Genomic DNA, 15,544 nt, shown 5'->3' with positions numbered 1-15,544 from the left:
TGGTACGTCTACCGGCACCCACCGCATGGAAGTGAATCCGCTTTGTCGACCATCGATCTCGATCATCTCGCCCACCGGTTGCGCGGCCTCCCGGGTGTCAAGGCCAAGAGCGCCATCGGGGCGGTCACCGAAGTGTTCGGCGGCGGCGACTGGCTGTCCGGTCCCGGCGACGACGGGGCCGTCGTGCACGACCGGGGGCGCAACCTGATCGTCGGCGGGGAGGCGATGCTGCCCTCCTTCGTCGCGAAGGACCCCTACGGCGCGGGTGTGTCGGCCGTCCTGGCGAACGTCAACGACCTCGCCGCGATGGGCGCCAGGCCGCTCGCGATCGTCGACACGGTCGTCGGCCCGCGCGAGATCACCACGAAGATCCTCGAAGGCCTGAAGTGGGCCAGCGAGACCTACCAGGTGCCGGTGGTCGGCGGTCACCTCACCGAGACCGACGGCCCGCCGAGCCTGTCGGCGTTCGGCCTCGGCACCGCGGAGAAGGTGCTGTCGGCGACGCACACCGCCCCCGGTCAGGCGCTGATGCTGGCCTGCTGCCTCGACGGCCGGATGCGCGAGGACTTCCTGTTCTTCCCGTCGTTCGACGAGCGGGGCGACCGGCTGGCCGGCGACGTCCGCCTGCTGGCCGAGGTGGCCGAGTCGGGCGCGGCGGTGGCCGCCAAGGACGTCAGCATGGCCGGCATGATCGGCTCGCTGGCCATGCTGCTGGAGGCCAACCGGCTGGGCGTCGAGGTCGACCTGGACCTGCTCCCCGTGCCCGAGGGCGTGCCGGTCGCCGACTGGCTGTCGTGCTTCCCCTGTTTCGCGTTCCTGCTCACCGCCCCGGACGACCGGGTCGAAGACTGCGCGAAGGCCTTCGCCGCCCGGGGCCTGACCGCACGGCGGCTCGGCACCCTGGACGACAGCGGCGAGGTGCGCCTGCGCGACGCCTCCGGCTCGGTCGTCGTGTTCGACCTCAAGCAGGAGTCGGTCACCCGGCTGAACCGTTGACACGTGCTCGGCCTGGCGGATGCACGGAGTGATCACGTCAGGTCGATGCTCATCTGCTGATGGGGCACGCCGACGTAGGCGACCGGCGCATCCACCTTGGACCAGCCGAGCCGCCGGAAGAAGCTCACGTTGGTGAGCTGCACGTACGCGATCATGCGCGTGCCGCCGGCCGCGGCGGCGGTCGCCACCGCGTACTTGACCAGCGGCCCCCCGAGCCAGAGGTGGCGGTACTCGGGGAGCACCGCCAGCCGATCCCCCTTCCACAGTCCCTGCCCCTCACCGGGCAGCCGATACAGCCGGACGGTGCCGGCCGGGACGTCGTCGGCGTAGGCGAGCACGTGGCGGACGGTGGGGTCGCGGTCGAACTCGTCCTCGTCGGTGCCGTCGAACAGCGCCTGTTCGTCCACGAAGACCGCGCGCCGGATCCGGTGGTGCTGCTCCAGTTCCTCCGCCGTCGTCACCGTGCGGCAGACCGCCAGGTCGGTGGCTGTCCGGTCAGAATACGAGCGGGAGAGAGACGCGCCCATCGGGCACCACATCCTTCGTCGAACTCGAACCGGCCCGTTCCAGGGCGCCCTGCGCGGAGCACGCCTGGCAGCGCGCGCATCCCGCCATGACCCCGGTGGCGGTGAGCCCGCGCCGCACCATGTGCGGGACGACCTGCCGGTAGATGGACTCGACGTACTCCGAGGACGGGGGCTGCTCGCTCTCCATGAGGCTGCCGGGGACCGGGCGCAGCGGGACGATGAAGGGGTAGACCCCCATGTCGACCGCGCGGCGGCACATGTCCACGGTGATCTTGGGGTCCTCGCCCATGCCGAGGATCACGTACGTGGAGACCTGGCCCTCGCCGAAGACCTCGACGGCGCGCTCCCAGGCGGAGAAGTACGTCTCGATGCCCCAGCGGGCCTTGCCCGGGGCGACCCTGGCGAGCACTTCGGGGTCGAAGGTCTCCACGTGGATGCCGACCGAGTCGACGCCCATGTCGCGGACCTGGTTGATCACGTCGAGGTCGGAGGGGGGCTCGAACTGGACCTGGACCGGCAGCCCGGCGGCCTCCTTGACGGCCTGGGCGCAGCGGCCCACGTAGAGGGCGCCGCGGTCGGGGGTGGCGGTGCTTCCGGTGGTGAGCGTGGCGTCGACGGCGCCGTCCAGGTCGCGGGCGGCGACGGCGACCTCGGCCAGCATCTCGGGGGTCTTCTTGGCGATCGTGCGGCCGGCGGCGAGCGAGACGCCGATGCCGCAGAAGGTGCACTGGTCGGAGTTTCCCCAGTAGGCGCAGGTCTGCAGCACCGTGCTGGCCATGGAGTCCAGGTGCATCAGGGCGATCTGCCAGTAGGGGATGCCGTCTTCGGTCTTCATGTCGTAGTACTTGGGCCGGGGAGCCAGCGAGGCGTCCGCGAGCCGGACAGAGCCCTCGTAGATGCCGAAACCGTCGTCCTCCTGCCGGAGCGCGTACGGGGAGTTCTTCACGTAGTCGGCCGTGGTCGGGACGGTGGCCGGGCTGCCGTCGATATAGAGCATCCCCGCGTCGGACGGGCCGGCACCTCCCTTGCGTGCCTCTAGGGAGACCTCGGTGCGCAGCCCCAGGCTCTGCAGCCGGACGATCAGCTCAGCGAGTTCACCGGGGGCAAGCCTGCGGTGGGTGTCGGTTTCCTCGGTCATCGTGTAGCTCCTTGTCCGGGCCGACTCTTGACGGTGCTCGGCTAGACCGCCCTGAAAGATGAGGTATTTCCTATAGGAAACTACTCTTTGACTACTATAGAAAGAGTGTCTGGAGTGGCAACTGTGTGTACCGAGAATCCTCGGTTGCGACCGGCTTAGGAGGCCTTGAGCCGGGCCACCCACGCCTCTCGCTCCTCGCTGGAGGTGAACTCGCGGAACCCCGGCTCGCCCGAGTCGAGCCGGCCGGTCTCCAGGTCGATCCGCCCCTCCTCCACCGTGTGCACGCAGGCGGTGAACGAGTCGTCGGGCCGGGTCGTCACGAGGAGCGCCCGCCCGGTGGCGGGGTCGGCCTCCAGTCGCCGATATGGGACAAATGGGTCACCTGGTCGGTACCCGGACTCTTCCAGCACCAACCATCCGGAGTCCGGCGCGGCCTTCGCCAGGGCCGCCAGCCGGTCGTCGAGCGTGACCTCTTCGAGCGCCTCCCGGTAGCGCATCGCGAACGCCGCCCCGGCGACGGCTTCGATGTCCAGCCCGTCCGACGTCAGCAGCTCGCTGGACTCCACCACCCGGCGGACGAGGTCGCGGTGGCCGGGCCAGGCCTCGACCAGCGGCTCCAGTCCCCGCCCGAGCTCGCGTAGCCGCTGCGCGACCGCGCCTACCAGGCGCGTCGTCCTGAGATAGAGGTCAGGCTGGTGAACGCCTCCGGAGAACGCGCGTTCCGCGGCCGCGGTCCAGACGCGGTGCAACTCGCCGGCGGCCTGCCGGGCGTCGGGTGCGGATTCGCGCACACCCCCAGAGTCGGACATTTGATGTTTCCTCCCGGGCAGTTCACTATACTAAACGGTACATCTAGTATCGGATATTGAGGTAGGGGCGACCTAGCAGTGAGAAACGTAGCCGTGGTGGCTGTCGGCGGAAACGCCCTGACACGGGCGGATCAGACAGGCACCGCCGAGCAGATCGAGGCCAACGCCGCCCAGATGGCGGCGGGGATCTCGAACCTGTGCGAGGCGGGATGGTCGGTGGTCGTCGTCCACGGCAACGGTCCGCAGGTCGGCCACCTCGCGATCCAGCAGGAGGGGAGCGTCGACCTGGTGCCGCCGCAGCCGCTGTACTCGCTGAACGCGATGTCGCAGGGGCAGCTGGGCAGCGTCCTGGCACGCTCGATCGACGCGATCCAGGGGCCGGGCACGGCGGTCGGCGTCATCTCGCACATGATCGTCGACCCCGAGGACCCGGCCTTCCAGGACCCGACCAAGCCCATCGGCCCGTTCTTCACCGAGTCGGAGGCCGACACCATGGCCAAGCGGCGCGGCTGGGTGATGAAGGAGGACGCCGGACGGGGATACCGGCGCATGGTCGCCTCGCCGCAGCCCATCGAGATGCTGGAGCACACCGCCGTAGAGGCGCTGCTCGGCGCGGGCAAGGTGGTGCTGGCCGCCGGCGGCGGCGGAGTGGCCGTCTCCCGCGACGACCGCGGCGGCTACCCGGGCGTGGACGCCGTGATCGACAAGGACGCGGCGGCAGCCGTCCTCGCCGGGTCGCTCAAGGCCGAGATGATGGTCCTGGTGACCGGCGTCGACGCGGTCCTGATCGACTACGGCACTCCGCGGGCCCGGCCCGTCCACGAGATGTCCCTGACCCAGGCCGAGCAGTACCTCGCCGAGGGCCAGTTCCCCGCCGGAAGCATGGGGCCCAAGATCCGCGCGTCCATCGACTTCGTACGGGAGAGCGACGGGACCGCCGTCATCACGTCGGCGGAGCGCATGCTCGAAGCGCTGGAAGCGCGGAGCGGCGTGGGCACCCGCATCGTTCCCAAACAAGCAGGGAGCACCGCATGAGCAGCATCAAGAGCGATCTGGCCCGCGTCCGCGTCGTACGTGACACGTACCTCGACTCGCTGCGCCTGCTCGTCGCCACCTCGGTCATGTCCGAACAGGACGGCGTCGCCTGGGCCGGGGCCGTCATGGCCACGCCCGCCGGATGGGAGAACCTCCGGGCCGAGGGCTTCGACGAGGACTTCGTGGGGGAGGCCGGGGCGAACGACCTCGTCCTCGCCGTCCGCGCCCGCGACGAGGACGCCGCGGAGGCCGCGCTCGACGCCGGCGCGCAGGCCGCGTACGAGGACGCCGCCGCCGAGACCGGTGAGGCGGCCGCAGTCGCGCCCCGCACCGTCAGCAGGGCCGTCGAGCAGCTGCCCGGCGCGTCCGTCGCCGTCGTCTCCGTGCCCGGCGACTACGCGGCGCTGGAGGCCCACCACGCGCTCTCCGAGGGGCTGCACGTCCTGCTGTTCAGCGACAACGTCTCGCTGGACGAGGAGGCGGAGCTCAAGAAGCGGGGCGAGGAGCTGGGCCTGCTGGTCATGGGGCCCGGCGCCGGCACCGCGGTGATCTCCGGCACCGGCCTCGGCTTCTCCAACGAGGTACGGCGTGGCCCGGTCGGCGTCGTCGCCGCCGCGGGCACCGGGGCGCAGGAAGTGGCGGCCCTGCTCGACCGCTGGGGCGTCGGCGTCTCGCACGTGATCGGCGTCGGCGGCCGCGACCTGTCGGAGGAGATCGGCGGGCGGGTGGCGAAGATGGCCGTGCGCGCCCTGTCCGAGGACCCCGAGACCAAGGTCATCCTGCTGGTGTCCAAGCCGCCGAGCCAGGCGGTCGCCCAGTCGGTGCTGGAGCAGTGCGCCTCCACCCCGGCCGTGGCCACGTTCCTCGGGCTCTCCGACCTGGAGCCGCCGTCCGGGGTGCGGATGGCCAGGACGCTGGAGGAGGGCGCGCTCGCCGCGGCCGAGATCGCCGGCAAGAGCCCCGGCACCATGTCCGAGGGCCTGCGCGCGAAGGTGGAGGAGCGGATCCGCAGTCTGAGCGACGAGCGGCGCACCGTCCGCGGCTACTACTCCGGCGGCACGCTCTGCTACGAGGCGCAGCTGATCGTCAACGAGACGATGGGCGACGTGTACTCCAACGAGCCGCTGATCCCCGGCAACACGGTGCCCGCCCCCGCCGGCTCGAACGTCCTGCTCGACCTGGGCGCGGAGGAGTACACGGTCGGCAAGCCGCACCCGATGATCGACCCGAGCACCCGCATCCAGATCCTCCGCGAGCAGGCCCGCGACCCCGAGGTGGCGGCGGTGCTGCTCGACGTCGTGCTCGGCTACGGGGCGCACGAGGACCCGGCGGGGCAGCTCGCACCGGTGCTCAGCGAGATCATGGCGGACGGCGGCCCGCAGGTCGTCGCCTACGTCCTCGGCTCCGACACCGACTCGCAGGGTTACGCCAGGCAGCGCGCCAAGCTGGAGGAGATCGGCTGCCTGGTGACGGAGACCGCGGCGCGTGCCGCTTACACGGCGGCGGCGATCGCGAGCCGTCGCCCTGAGCTGACGGAGTCGCATCGATGACAGACCATCCCCGCCTCCCCCCGGTCGCCCTCATCACCTACAGCACCCGGCCGCGCGGCGGCGTCGCGCACACCCTGGCCCTGGGCGAGGCCATGCACGCGCTCGGCCAGGAGGTGTTGATCGTCGGTCTCGGCGACCCGGACAAGGGGTTCTTCCGCCCGGTCGCCGCGCCGACGCACGTCGTCCCCGTGCCGTCCTACACCGGCGGGCTGGAGGAGAAGGTCGCGGCGAACATCGACGCGATGGAGCTCGCGCTCGCCGAGATCGCGCCCGGCTTCCCGATCCTGCACACCCAGGACTGCATCGCGGCGCGCGCCGCGGCCCGGGTGCGCGACGCCGGGATCTCCACCAGGGTCGTCCGGACCGTCCACCACGTGGACGACTTCGACAGCGAGATCCTGATGGACTGCCAGCGCCAGGCGATCCTCGAACCCGACCAGGTCCTGGTGGTGACCAAGATCTGGCAGGACATCCTGCTGAAGGACTACGGCGTCCAGTCCTCGGTGGTGCCCAACGGCGTGGACCCGTCCCGCTACGCCAAGTCCTCGCCGGACGTGGTGGCGGGGCTGCGGGAGCGCGTCGGCGCGGCCGACCGGCCGCTGCTGCTGTCGGTCGGCGGCATCGAGCCGCGCAAGGGCAGTGACACGCTGGTCGCCGCCCTGTCCAGGCTGATACGGGAGCGCACGCCGTCTCCTGTGCTGGCCGTGCTCGGCGGGCATTCCTTCCAGGACCACCGCGCCTACCGCGACAGGGTGCTGGACAGCCTCGACGGCCTCGGCCTGACTCTGGGCAAGGACGTCGTCGAGCTCGGCACCGTGCCCGAGGACGAGATGGCGGCCTGGTACGCGGCGGCGGACGTGCTGGCCTTCCCGTCCGTGAAGGAGGGGTTCGGCCTGGCGGCGCTGGAGGCGATGGCGGCCGGGCTGCCCGTGGTCACCAGCGACATCCCGGTCTTCCGGGAGTGGCTGGTCCCGGGCCGCGACGCCCTGCTGGCCCCCGTCGGGGACGCGGAGGCGCTGGCGGCGGCGTTCGCCACCGTCCTGGACGACGAGGAGGTCCGGGAGGGGCTGCGCGCCGCGGGGCTGCGGCTGGCCGACAGCTACAGCTGGGCCGCCAGCGCCCGAAGGCACCTTGAGCTGTACGCGGCGAGCCCGGAGGCTCTCACCGCGCACTAGACGGCCGCGACGCCGGGGCAGCGGGGGAGCTGTCCCGGCGTCGCGGCATCCACTTGACCGCCGCGCACCTTCAGGGCGGCGCGCTGCGCTGAACGGGGCTGGCCGAGCTGGTCCGCATCGGTCACGAGGAGCACCACCGGCGGCTCGTCGAGGCGGCCTCGGCCGGGCCCGCGGACCCCGGGGCGCGGCTGCGGCGGGTGGTCCGGGCGCACAACGAGGGCATCGCCGCGGGCGCCTTCGAGGTGCCCGACGCCTTCCTCGCCGTCACGGCGATCAGCGGGATGGGGATGCGGGTGGCCAACTGGTACGACCCTTCGCTCCCGTACCAGCCCGAAGAGGTCGCGGACACGTACGCGGAGTTCGCGCTGCGCATGACCGGGGCGGGCGCCTGACGCGCCCGCCCCGGCCTAGCGGATCAGCGCTGCAGGGTCAGCAGGCCCGGGCGGTACGGCAGGAGGCCGTAGTCGCCGCCCGAGTTCGGGCTGCGGCCCTGGTAGAGCAGCTGCAGGTTGCAGGGGTCGACGGTGAAGGTCTGGTCCGCGCTGACGCGGATCAGCTCACCGTGGCTGATGTCGTTGGTCCAGGTGGCGCCGCTGTTGGCCTTGCCGGCGAACGGGTTGCTCTCCGTGGCGGCCTGCGGCGTCCACGAGCCGTTCAGGCTGTTGGACGTGAACGAGCGGAAGTAGCGGCCCTGGGAGCCGATGGCCTCGACGAGCATCAGGTACTTGTTCTGGCCCTGGAGCTTGTAGACCTGGACGCCCTCGAACAGGTTGTTCGTGGTGTCACTCATGATGATGGTCGAGGACGAGCCGAAGCTGCCCGGGAAGTTGCCGATCGGCATGCTGGCCCGGTAGATCCGGCCGTTGTCACCGGCGAAGAACAGGTACATGTGCGTGTCGTCGGCGATGAGCGTCTGGTCGATGGGACCGGTCGAGGAGTTGGAGATGCTGCCGGAGAACAGCACCTGCTCCGACGACCAGCCGTTCGGGTTGGTCGGGTTGGTCGAGGTCCGGTAGGAGAAGGCCGTGCTGCCCCACTGGTAGGCGAGCACCCAGAGGTTGCGCGGGGCGAAGTAGAACAGCGTCGGCGCGACGGTGGAGGAGGACATGGTGTTCTGGCTGACCGAGCCCATCTGCGACCAGTCGCTGAACAGGCCGAAGTTCATCGAGCCCCACCGGGTGCCGGTGTCGTGGGTGGTCGCGTAGACGAGGTGCTGGCCGTTGTACGGGGCGACGGTGAAGTCCTTGAGCGAGACCCAGCCGGACTTCGGCTGAGCCAGCGGCCCGCTGGAGGACCAGCGGTACGTCGACGGGAGGTCACACTGACCCGGGTTGCCGCCGCCGCCGTCGTCGCCGCCGCCGTCCACCCGGACGAGCTGCCACTGCTGGTTGGCGCCGCCCCAGTCGTCGTACTGGACGATGTTGGCCCCGTCCGCGGTGGACGCGCCCTGGACCTCCAGGGCCTTGCCGCTGTGCCGCGAGATGAGCCGCACGTGGCCGCCGTCGCTGTCGGACAGCCGCCACTGCTGGTTGGCGCCGTTGTGGTCGGTCCACTGGACGATCGAGCCGCCGTTCCCGGTCGACCAGTTGTAGACGTCGAGCACCTTGCCCGAGTGGCGTGACTTGACCCGGTAGTAGCCGCCGCCGGAGTCGACGAACTGCCACTGCTGCTGGTTCTGGTTGTTCCGGCTCCACTGGGTGATGCGGGCGCCGTCGTTGGTGGCGAGGTTGTAGACGTCCAGCGCCTTGCCGCTGTTGCGGTTGACGAGCACGTACCACGCGTTGGTGTCCACGGTGGCGGCGTTGGCGGGATGTTGGACGACGAACAGGCTTGCCACTAGTGCGGCCACCGCCGCGAGGACGGTCAGGAATCTCTTTTTCATGGAGGGGTCCGCGCCTTTCTGTGTTGAGAGCGGGTGACGGTTGGTCAAGGGGTGGTGAGGTCGAAGCGGCGCACGGTCACCTCGCCGCCGAGGGACCGGGTGGCGTAGTTGAAGATTCCGAAGCGGTAGCCCATGAAGAACTGCCAGGCGTTGTTCAGCGTGAAGGCCGGGCCGAGGCTCACGAAGGTGCTGCCGTCGGTGCTGTAGGAGAAGCGGGCCTGCCTGCCGGAGCCCGGCCGGATGTCGGCGTTGACCCGCAGCCAGAGCTTGCCGCCCGAGATGTTCGCGCTCGCCGCCTCGGTGCCGGTGCCGGTGGTCTGCCACGAGCTGTTCATGGTCAGCCCGTTGGTCATCACGACCCGGCTGACGCCGTTGTCGCGTTTGACGCCGATCCAGGCCGACTGGTCGCGCAGCATGGCGAGCCCGGCGCGGTCGCCGTCGGCCATCTGCGAGTAGTCGAGTTCGATCGTCGCCGTGGACTGCGGGCCCTGGATGCGGTGGGTCAGCGTGTTACGGGCGGCGTAGAGGTCGCCGGTGACGGTCGCGGTCCGCAGGCGCAGGCCGTCGCCGGTGGAGAAGCGGCTGGTGTCGGGGTTGTGGTTCCACTCCCAGCGGTGCCCGAGGCTGGACGAGGTGAAGGTGTCGGGGCCGATCATGGAGGCCACGGTCCGGTCGGTCTGGATGTCGGGCTTCGGGTACTCGGCGCCCCAGCGGCCGTTCACCGTCTGCAGGGTGGGCCAGTCGTTGTTCCAGGTGATCGGCGCGAGTGCCGGGACCCGCCCGCCGGGGTAGGCGTCGACGAACGACATGTAGTACCAGTCGCCGCTCTGCGTCTGGACCAGCCCGCCCTGATGCGGCACTCCGCCGCCGGAGATGGGGCCGGGCAGGTCGAGCAGGACCTGGCGCATCTCGTACGGGCCCCAGGGCGAGGTGGAACGGAGCACGTACTGGCCGTTGGCGGGGCGGGTGAGCCAGATGTAGTAGTAGCCGTTCCGCTTGTAGAAGCGGGCGCCCTCCAGGGTGCCGATGTTGCCCGGCGTCTGGAACACCTGCTGGGCGCGGACCTCGCTGAAGCCGTCGGCCGAGAGCTGGGCCACGCTGATGGTGCCGTTGCCGTACGCCACGTACATGGTGTCGTCGGTGTCGATCAGCAGGCCGGCGTCGTAGTAGCAGTTGCCGATCTGCGCGCGCTTGGTCCAGGTGCCGTCCACGGCGCTGGCGGTGTAGACGTAGGTCCGGTTGAACTCGATGCAGCCGAGCCAGTAGTAGGTGCTGTTGCTGGGCCGGTAGTTCAGGGTGGAGGCCCAGATGCCCTTGACGTAGGCCCGGCCGCCGTCGAGGTCGTAGGCGCCCGAGCCGAAGTCGAGCCTCGGCACCGAGTGCCCGGCGTACTCCCAGTCGACCAGGTTGTAGGAGCGCAGGATCGGCGCGCCCGGCGAGTAGTGCATCGTCGAGGCCGAGTAGTAGTACGCGTCGCCGACCCGGATGATGTCGCCGTCGGCGAAGTCCTGCCAGACGACCGGGTTGGTGTACGTGTCGCCCGGGTTCTGGTCGCCGCCGCCGTCCGCCCGGACGAGCTGCCACTGCTGGTTGGCGCCGCCCCAGTCGTCGTACTGGACGATGTCGGCGCCGTCGGCGGTGGAGGCGTTCTGGACTTCGAGTGCCTTGCCGCTGTGGCGGGAGATGAGCCTGACGTGGCCGCCGTCGCTGTCGGCGAGCCGCCACTGCTGGTTGGTGCCGTTGTGGTCGGTCCACTGGACGATCGGGCCGCCGTTGGCGGTCGACCAGTTGTGGACGTCGAGGACCTTGCCCGAGTGGCGGGATTTGAGCCGGTAGTAGCCGCCGCCGGAGTCGACGAACTGCCATTGCTGGTTGTGGCCGTCGTTCCGGGTCCACTGGGTGATGCGGGCGCCGTCGCCGGTGGCGAGGCCGTAGACGTCCAGGGCCTTGCCGCTGTTGCGGTTGACCAGGACGTACCAGGCGTCGGTATCCACGGTGGCGGCCGAGGCCTGGGGCGTGAGGAGCACGCCCACCAGGAGCAGTGACGAGAGAACCGCGAGCACGCGCCTCACAGGGGACCTCCAGAGCCGTTGTCGTCGGCGGGCGAAAGTTGTTAGCGCTAACATTCGGCCCTGCGACGTCGCACGGCCTACATCGAGGAGTACGTTGTCGCGGAGTACATCCGATGGCCAGGCCGGGAGTCAACGCTTGACAGCCCCGCCCGGGCTATGGCAGCGCCGCCGGAATCCCGCTTCACCTGCGCGTTCACCGAATCGGCCCGCGCACAGCAGGCCACACGCGTATGAAAGTTTCACAGAAGATCGCCCATATCCGGAGAAGATCCGCGTTAACTTGCTCTCGCTTCGATCACCGGCCGAAAGGTACGTCGCTAAACTCCGCATATGGCCTCGACCGGAGAACCTTCCAAGGGCGAATCGGCTCCTTCGGCACCGCTGACCCTGGCTCAGCTGGCCGAACTCGCAGGGGTCTCCACCGCCACGGTCTCCAAGGTCATCAACGGCCGCTCGGAGGTGGGCCCGGCGACCCGGGCGCTGGTCGAGAAGCTCATCAAGGAGCACGGCTACCGCAGGCAGCGACGGCGCATCAAACCGGCGAGCCTCATCGAGGTCGTCTTCCACGAGCTCGCCGGCGACTACCCGATCGAGGTCGTGAAGGGAGTCCAGCGGGTCGCCTGGGCCCACGGCCTGAGCGTGGTGGTGTCCGAGCTCGGCGGCCGGCACATCCCCGAGCCGAAATGGATAGGGGACCTGCTCACCCGCCGCCCCACCGGAGTGATCACCGTGTTCTCGGGGCCGACCGACGAGCAGCGGGTCCGGCTGGTCAACCAGGAGATCCCCCTGGTGGTGCTGGACCCCGCGGGCAACCCGGGGCGCGGCGTGCCGTCCGTGGCCGCCACGAACTGGAGCGGCGGCCTGGAGGCCACCCGCCACCTGCTCGAACTCGGCCACCGGCGGATCGCGATGATCACTGGGCCGGCGTTCGCGCTCTCCAGCCGGGCCCGCCTCGACGGATACCGCGCCGCCCTCGACGCCGCCGGCGTGCCGGTCGACCCGGAGCTCATCCGCCAGGGACGGTTCCAGATCGAGGACGGGGTGACCCACACCCACGCGCTGATGAAGTTACCCGACCCGCCCACCGCGATCTTCGCCGCCAACGACGGGCAGGCCATCGGCGTCTACCACGCCGCTCATGAGCTGCGGCTCCGCGTCCCCGACGACCTCAGCGTGATCGGCTTCGACGACATGCCGGTCTGGCGCTGGGCCCAGCCGCCGCTCACGACCATCAACCAGCCGCTGAGCGAGATGGGCGCCACGGCCGCGGCCATGCTGATCAGCCTGGCCCGGAGAGAGCCGCTCCAGCAGAGCAGGGTGGAGCTGAGCACCGAACTCGTCGTCCGCCAGAGCACGGCCGCCCCACGTTCTTGATCTTCGTTAACTTTCGGGCCGGCCGGAAGCCGTCCGTTTGTCCAGGCGGGACGGGGTAGCACGCTCTGTCATGAGCAGGATCGAGCGGGTGACCGCCGCGGCCTACCGGGTGCCGACCGACCGGCCCGAAGGCGACGGCACGCTCGCCTGGGACGCCACGACCCTGGTCGTCGCCCTGGTCGACGCCGAGGGCGTGATGGGCACGGGGTGGACGTACGCGCCCGCCGCCGCGGCCGCCTTCATCGGCGACGCCCTGGCCGAGGTGGTCACCGGGGCCGACGCCCTGGCGATCCCGTCGATCTGGGCGGCCCTGACCCGCCGGGTGCGCAACGCCGGCCGGCCGGGCATCGCCGGCTACGCCGTCTCCGCCGTCGACGTCGCCCTGTGGGACCTCAAGGCGCGGCTGCTGGGGACGTCGCTGGCGGAACTGTTCGGCACGGCCCGCGAGCGGGTGCCGCTCTACGGGTCGGGCGGCTTCACCACCTATCCCGACGAGGCGACCGTCGCGCAGCTCACCCGCTGGGTCCACGAGCTGGGCATCCCCCGGGTGAAGATCAAGATCGGCGAGTCGTACGGCACCAGAGCCGACCGCGACCTGCACCGGGTCGCGCTGGCCCGCCGCGTCATCGGCGACGACACCGAGCTCTACGTCGACGCCAACGGCGGCTACACCGCCAAGCAGGCCGTCCGCCAGGCCGAGCGGATGCGCGAGCACGAGGTGCGGTGGTTCGAGGAGCCGGTCTCCTCCGACGACCTGGCCGGGCTGCGGCTGGTCCGGAGCCTGGTCACCGCCGACGTGGCGGCGGGGGAGTACGGGAGCGACGTGGCCTACTTCACCCGGATGTGCCGGGCGGAGGCGGTCGACTGCCTCCAGGCCGACGCCACCCGCTGCGGCGGCTACACCGGCTGGTTCGCCGCCGCCGCGGTCGCGGCCGGGCACAACCTCCAGGTCTCCGCGCACTGCGCGCCCAACCTGCACCTGCCGGCCGCCGCGGCCACGCCCAACCTGCGGCACATCGAATGGTTCCACGACCACCAGCGGATCGAGGCCGAGCTGTTCGACGGGGCCGCCGACCCCACCGGCGGGCAGGCCCGCCCGAACACCGGGGCGCCCGGCCACGGCCTGACCCTGCGCACCGAGGCCGCGCGGGCCTATCGCACCGCCTAGGAGGTGACTCGCATGCGGATCGAGGACTACGCCCTCATCGGGGACATGCACACCGCCGCGCTGGTCGCCCGGGACGGCTCCGTCGACTGGCTGTGCCTGCCCCGCTTCGACTCGCCCGCCTGCTTCGCCGCCCTGCTGGCCGACCCAAGCGCGGGCCGGTGGCTGCTGGCCCCGGCGGGCGGCGGGCCGTGCACCTCCCGCCGCTATCTGGACGACACGCTCATCCTGGAGAGCACGTGGGAGTGCGACGGCGGCGCGGTGCGGATCCTGGACTTCATGCCGCCGCGCGGGCAGGCGCCCGACGTGGTCCGCATCGTCGAGGGCGTGCGCGGCCGGGTGGACATGCGCATGGAGCTGATGCTCCGCTTCGACTACGGGCACGACGAGCCCTGGCTCCGCTACGAGCACGGCCTGTTCGCCGCCGTGGCCGGGCCCGACGCCGCCTGGCTGCGCACCCCCGTCCGGCTCCGCCCCGACGAGAAGGACCGGCGCACCACCGCGGAGTTCACGGTCGGGCCGGGGGACCGGGTGCCGTTCGTGCTGACCTGGCAGCACTCGTGGCTGCCGCGCCCCGACCCGACAGACGCGCAGGACGCCCTGGCCGGGACCGAGCGGATGTGGCGCGACTGGATCGGCCGCTGCGGATATCAGGGTGACTACGGCGCCGACGTCCGCGGCAGCCTGCTGATTCTGAAGGCTCTCACGTACCAGCCGACCGGGGGGATCGTCGCCGCCGCCACCACGTCGCTGCCCGAGCAGCTGGGCGGCTCCCGCAACTGGGACTACCGCTACTGCTGGCTGCGCGACGCCAGCTTCACGCTGCAGGCGCTCATGTCGGCCGGGTACGACGCCGAGGCCCGCGCCTGGCGGGACTGGCTGCTCCGCGCCGTCGCCGGTCACCCGTCTGACCTGCAGATCATGTACACGGTCGAGGGGGCCCGGCGCATCCCCGAGTGGACGGTGGACTGGCTGCCCGGCTACGAGAACTCGTCCCCCGTCGTCGTCGGCAACGCCGCCAGCGCCCAGTTCCAGCTCGACGTCTTCGGCGAGACCCTCGACTGCCTGCACCTGGCCAGGCGGTCCGGGCTCTCGGTGGAGGAGGAGGCCTGGGACCTGCAGCGGAGCATCATGGACTACCTGGAAGGCGTCTGGCGACGGCCCGACAACGGGCTGTGGGAGATCCGCGGCCCGAAGCGGCAGTTCACGCACTCCAAGATCCTCGCCTGGGTGGCGGCCGACCGGATGATCCGGGCGGTGGAGACGTTCGGGGTGGACGGGCCGGTGGACCGGTGGCGGGCGCTGCGCCGGCAGATCCACGACGAGGTGTGCGCGCACGGCTACGACGCCGGGCGCAACACCTTCACCCAGTACTACGGCTCCACCGGGCTGGACGCGGCCCTGCTGCTCATCCCGCGCCTCGGCTTCCTGCCCTGTGACGACCCGCGGGTGGCCGGGACCGTGGACGCGATCCGGCGCGAGCTGATGGAGGACGGCTTCGTGCTGCGCTACCGGCCGGAGCACGAGCGCGTGGACGGGCTGCCCGGCCGCGAGGGCACCTTCCTGGCCTGCTCGTTCTGGCTGGCCGACGCGCTGGCGATGCTGGGCCGCAAGAAGGAGGCGCGTGAGCTGTTCGACCGGCTGCTCGGCCTGCGCAACGACGTCGGGCTGCTCTCGGAGGAGTACGACACCACGCAGCGGCGGCAGATCGGCAACTTCCCGCAGGCCTACAGCCACGTGTCCGTCATCAACACCGCCGCCGCGCTGGCCGCGTCCACAGCCTGACGCTGCGAAGACTTTCCACATTCGTCAGCTTTGCGC

General features: G+C 70.9%; 13 protein-coding genes. 8 read left to right on the top strand and 5 right to left on the bottom strand.

The window, feature by feature from the left end; translation table 11 throughout:
• The first annotated feature begins 42 nt into the window (after window positions 1-42).
• Window positions 43-996, top strand: a complete 954-nt coding sequence (locus AB0J42_RS19725; RefSeq protein WP_364296287.1) for an AIR synthase related protein — start codon at window positions 43-45, stop codon at window positions 994-996.
• A gap of 32 nt (window positions 997-1,028) precedes the next feature.
• On the opposite strand, the gene AB0J42_RS19720 is transcribed toward AB0J42_RS19725, so the two are convergent.
• The 3 genes from AB0J42_RS19720 to AB0J42_RS19710 all read right to left on the bottom strand — a co-directional run bounded on the left by AB0J42_RS19720 (window position 1,029) and on the right by AB0J42_RS19710 (window position 3,452).
• Window positions 1,029-1,523: an MSMEG_0567/Sll0786 family nitrogen starvation N-acetyltransferase gene (locus AB0J42_RS19720; protein WP_364296285.1), complete on the bottom strand. Its 495-nt coding sequence runs from the start codon at window positions 1,521-1,523 to the stop codon at window positions 1,029-1,031.
• On the bottom strand, window positions 1,492-2,661 hold the full coding sequence (locus AB0J42_RS19715) for an MSMEG_0568 family radical SAM protein (protein ID WP_364296283.1): 1,170 nt from the start codon (window positions 2,659-2,661) through the stop codon (window positions 1,492-1,494). The genes AB0J42_RS19720 and AB0J42_RS19715 overlap by 32 nt, the downstream gene beginning before the upstream one ends.
• A 155-nt stretch (window positions 2,662-2,816) precedes the next feature.
• Window positions 2,817-3,452, bottom strand: coding sequence for a hypothetical protein (locus AB0J42_RS19710; RefSeq protein ID WP_364296281.1), 636 nt, complete (start codon window positions 3,450-3,452; stop codon window positions 2,817-2,819).
• A 114-nt stretch (window positions 3,453-3,566) separates the two neighbouring features.
• Here AB0J42_RS19710 and AB0J42_RS19705 point away from each other — a divergent pair, with 114 nt between their 5' ends.
• The 4 genes from AB0J42_RS19705 to AB0J42_RS19690 all read left to right on the top strand — a co-directional run bounded on the left by AB0J42_RS19705 (window position 3,567) and on the right by AB0J42_RS19690 (window position 7,622).
• Window positions 3,567-4,505 carry a carbamate kinase gene (locus AB0J42_RS19705; protein ID WP_364296279.1) on the top strand — a complete coding sequence of 313 codons (939 nt, stop codon included), beginning with the start codon at window positions 3,567-3,569 and terminating at the stop codon, window positions 4,503-4,505.
• The gene (locus AB0J42_RS19700; RefSeq protein ID WP_364296277.1) at window positions 4,502-6,055 is read left to right on the top strand and encodes an FdrA family protein; all 1,554 of its coding nucleotides are present in this window, start codon (window positions 4,502-4,504) and stop codon (window positions 6,053-6,055) included. Before AB0J42_RS19705 ends, AB0J42_RS19700 begins: the two co-directional genes overlap by 4 nt.
• Window positions 6,052-7,230 carry an MSMEG_0565 family glycosyltransferase gene (locus AB0J42_RS19695; RefSeq protein ID WP_364296275.1) on the top strand — a complete coding sequence of 393 codons (1,179 nt, stop codon included), beginning with the start codon at window positions 6,052-6,054 and terminating at the stop codon, window positions 7,228-7,230. The genes AB0J42_RS19700 and AB0J42_RS19695 overlap by 4 nt, the downstream gene beginning before the upstream one ends.
• Window positions 7,231-7,427: 197 nt before the next feature.
• Window positions 7,428-7,622, top strand: a complete 195-nt coding sequence (locus AB0J42_RS19690) for a hypothetical protein (protein WP_364296273.1) — start codon at window positions 7,428-7,430, stop codon at window positions 7,620-7,622.
• Between the two features lie 23 nt (window positions 7,623-7,645).
• On the opposite strand, the gene AB0J42_RS19685 is transcribed toward AB0J42_RS19690, so the two are convergent.
• Both AB0J42_RS19685 and AB0J42_RS19680 read right to left on the bottom strand, forming a co-directional pair.
• Window positions 7,646-9,112 (bottom strand): non-reducing end alpha-L-arabinofuranosidase family hydrolase, encoded by a 1,467-nt coding sequence (locus tag AB0J42_RS19685; protein WP_364296271.1) that lies wholly within the window; start codon window positions 9,110-9,112, stop codon window positions 7,646-7,648.
• 44 nt (window positions 9,113-9,156) lie between these two features.
• The gene (locus AB0J42_RS19680; RefSeq protein ID WP_364296269.1) at window positions 9,157-11,184 is read right to left on the bottom strand and encodes an RICIN domain-containing protein; all 2,028 of its coding nucleotides are present in this window, start codon (window positions 11,182-11,184) and stop codon (window positions 9,157-9,159) included.
• A 330-nt stretch (window positions 11,185-11,514) separates the two neighbouring features.
• On the opposite strand from AB0J42_RS19680, the gene AB0J42_RS19675 reads away from it, so the two are divergent.
• The 3 genes from AB0J42_RS19675 (at window position 11,515) to AB0J42_RS19665 (ending at window position 15,508) form a co-directional block, all read left to right on the top strand.
• Window positions 11,515-12,558 (top strand): LacI family DNA-binding transcriptional regulator, encoded by a 1,044-nt coding sequence (locus AB0J42_RS19675; protein WP_364296267.1) that lies wholly within the window; start codon window positions 11,515-11,517, stop codon window positions 12,556-12,558.
• A gap of 70 nt (window positions 12,559-12,628) precedes the next feature.
• Window positions 12,629-13,726 (top strand): enolase C-terminal domain-like protein, encoded by a 1,098-nt coding sequence (locus AB0J42_RS19670; protein WP_364296265.1) that lies wholly within the window; start codon window positions 12,629-12,631, stop codon window positions 13,724-13,726.
• Between the two features lie 12 nt (window positions 13,727-13,738).
• Window positions 13,739-15,508, top strand: a complete 1,770-nt coding sequence (locus AB0J42_RS19665; RefSeq protein WP_364296263.1) for a glycoside hydrolase family 15 protein — start codon at window positions 13,739-13,741, stop codon at window positions 15,506-15,508.
• The last annotated feature ends 36 nt before the right edge of the window (window positions 15,509-15,544 follow it).

Origin of the sequence: Nonomuraea sp. NPDC049649, from assembly GCF_040675175.1 — a bacterium.
GTDB lineage: Bacteria > Actinomycetota > Actinomycetes > Streptosporangiales > Streptosporangiaceae > Nonomuraea.
This window is presented reverse-complemented; position numbering and strand designations above follow the sequence as displayed.

Bases quoted from the DNA above. Each gene is read 5' to 3' on its own strand.
- AB0J42_RS19720 (WP_364296285.1), bottom strand. From the start codon at position 1,523: ATGGGCGCGTCTCTCTCCCGCTCGTATTCTGACCGGACAGCCACCGAC.
- AB0J42_RS19715 (WP_364296283.1), bottom strand. From the start codon at position 2,661: ATGACCGAGGAAACCGACACCCACCGCAGGCTTGCCCCCGGTGAACTC.
- AB0J42_RS19700 (WP_364296277.1), top strand. From the start codon at position 4,502: ATGAGCAGCATCAAGAGCGATCTGGCCCGCGTCCGCGTCGTACGTGAC.
- AB0J42_RS19695 (WP_364296275.1), top strand. From the start codon at position 6,052: ATGACAGACCATCCCCGCCTCCCCCCGGTCGCCCTCATCACCTACAGC.
- AB0J42_RS19685 (WP_364296271.1), bottom strand. From the start codon at position 9,112: ATGAAAAAGAGATTCCTGACCGTCCTCGCGGCGGTGGCCGCACTAGTG.
- AB0J42_RS19675 (WP_364296267.1), top strand. From the start codon at position 11,515: ATGGCCTCGACCGGAGAACCTTCCAAGGGCGAATCGGCTCCTTCGGCA.
- AB0J42_RS19670 (WP_364296265.1), top strand. From the start codon at position 12,629: ATGAGCAGGATCGAGCGGGTGACCGCCGCGGCCTACCGGGTGCCGACC.
- AB0J42_RS19665 (WP_364296263.1), top strand. From the start codon at position 13,739: ATGCGGATCGAGGACTACGCCCTCATCGGGGACATGCACACCGCCGCG.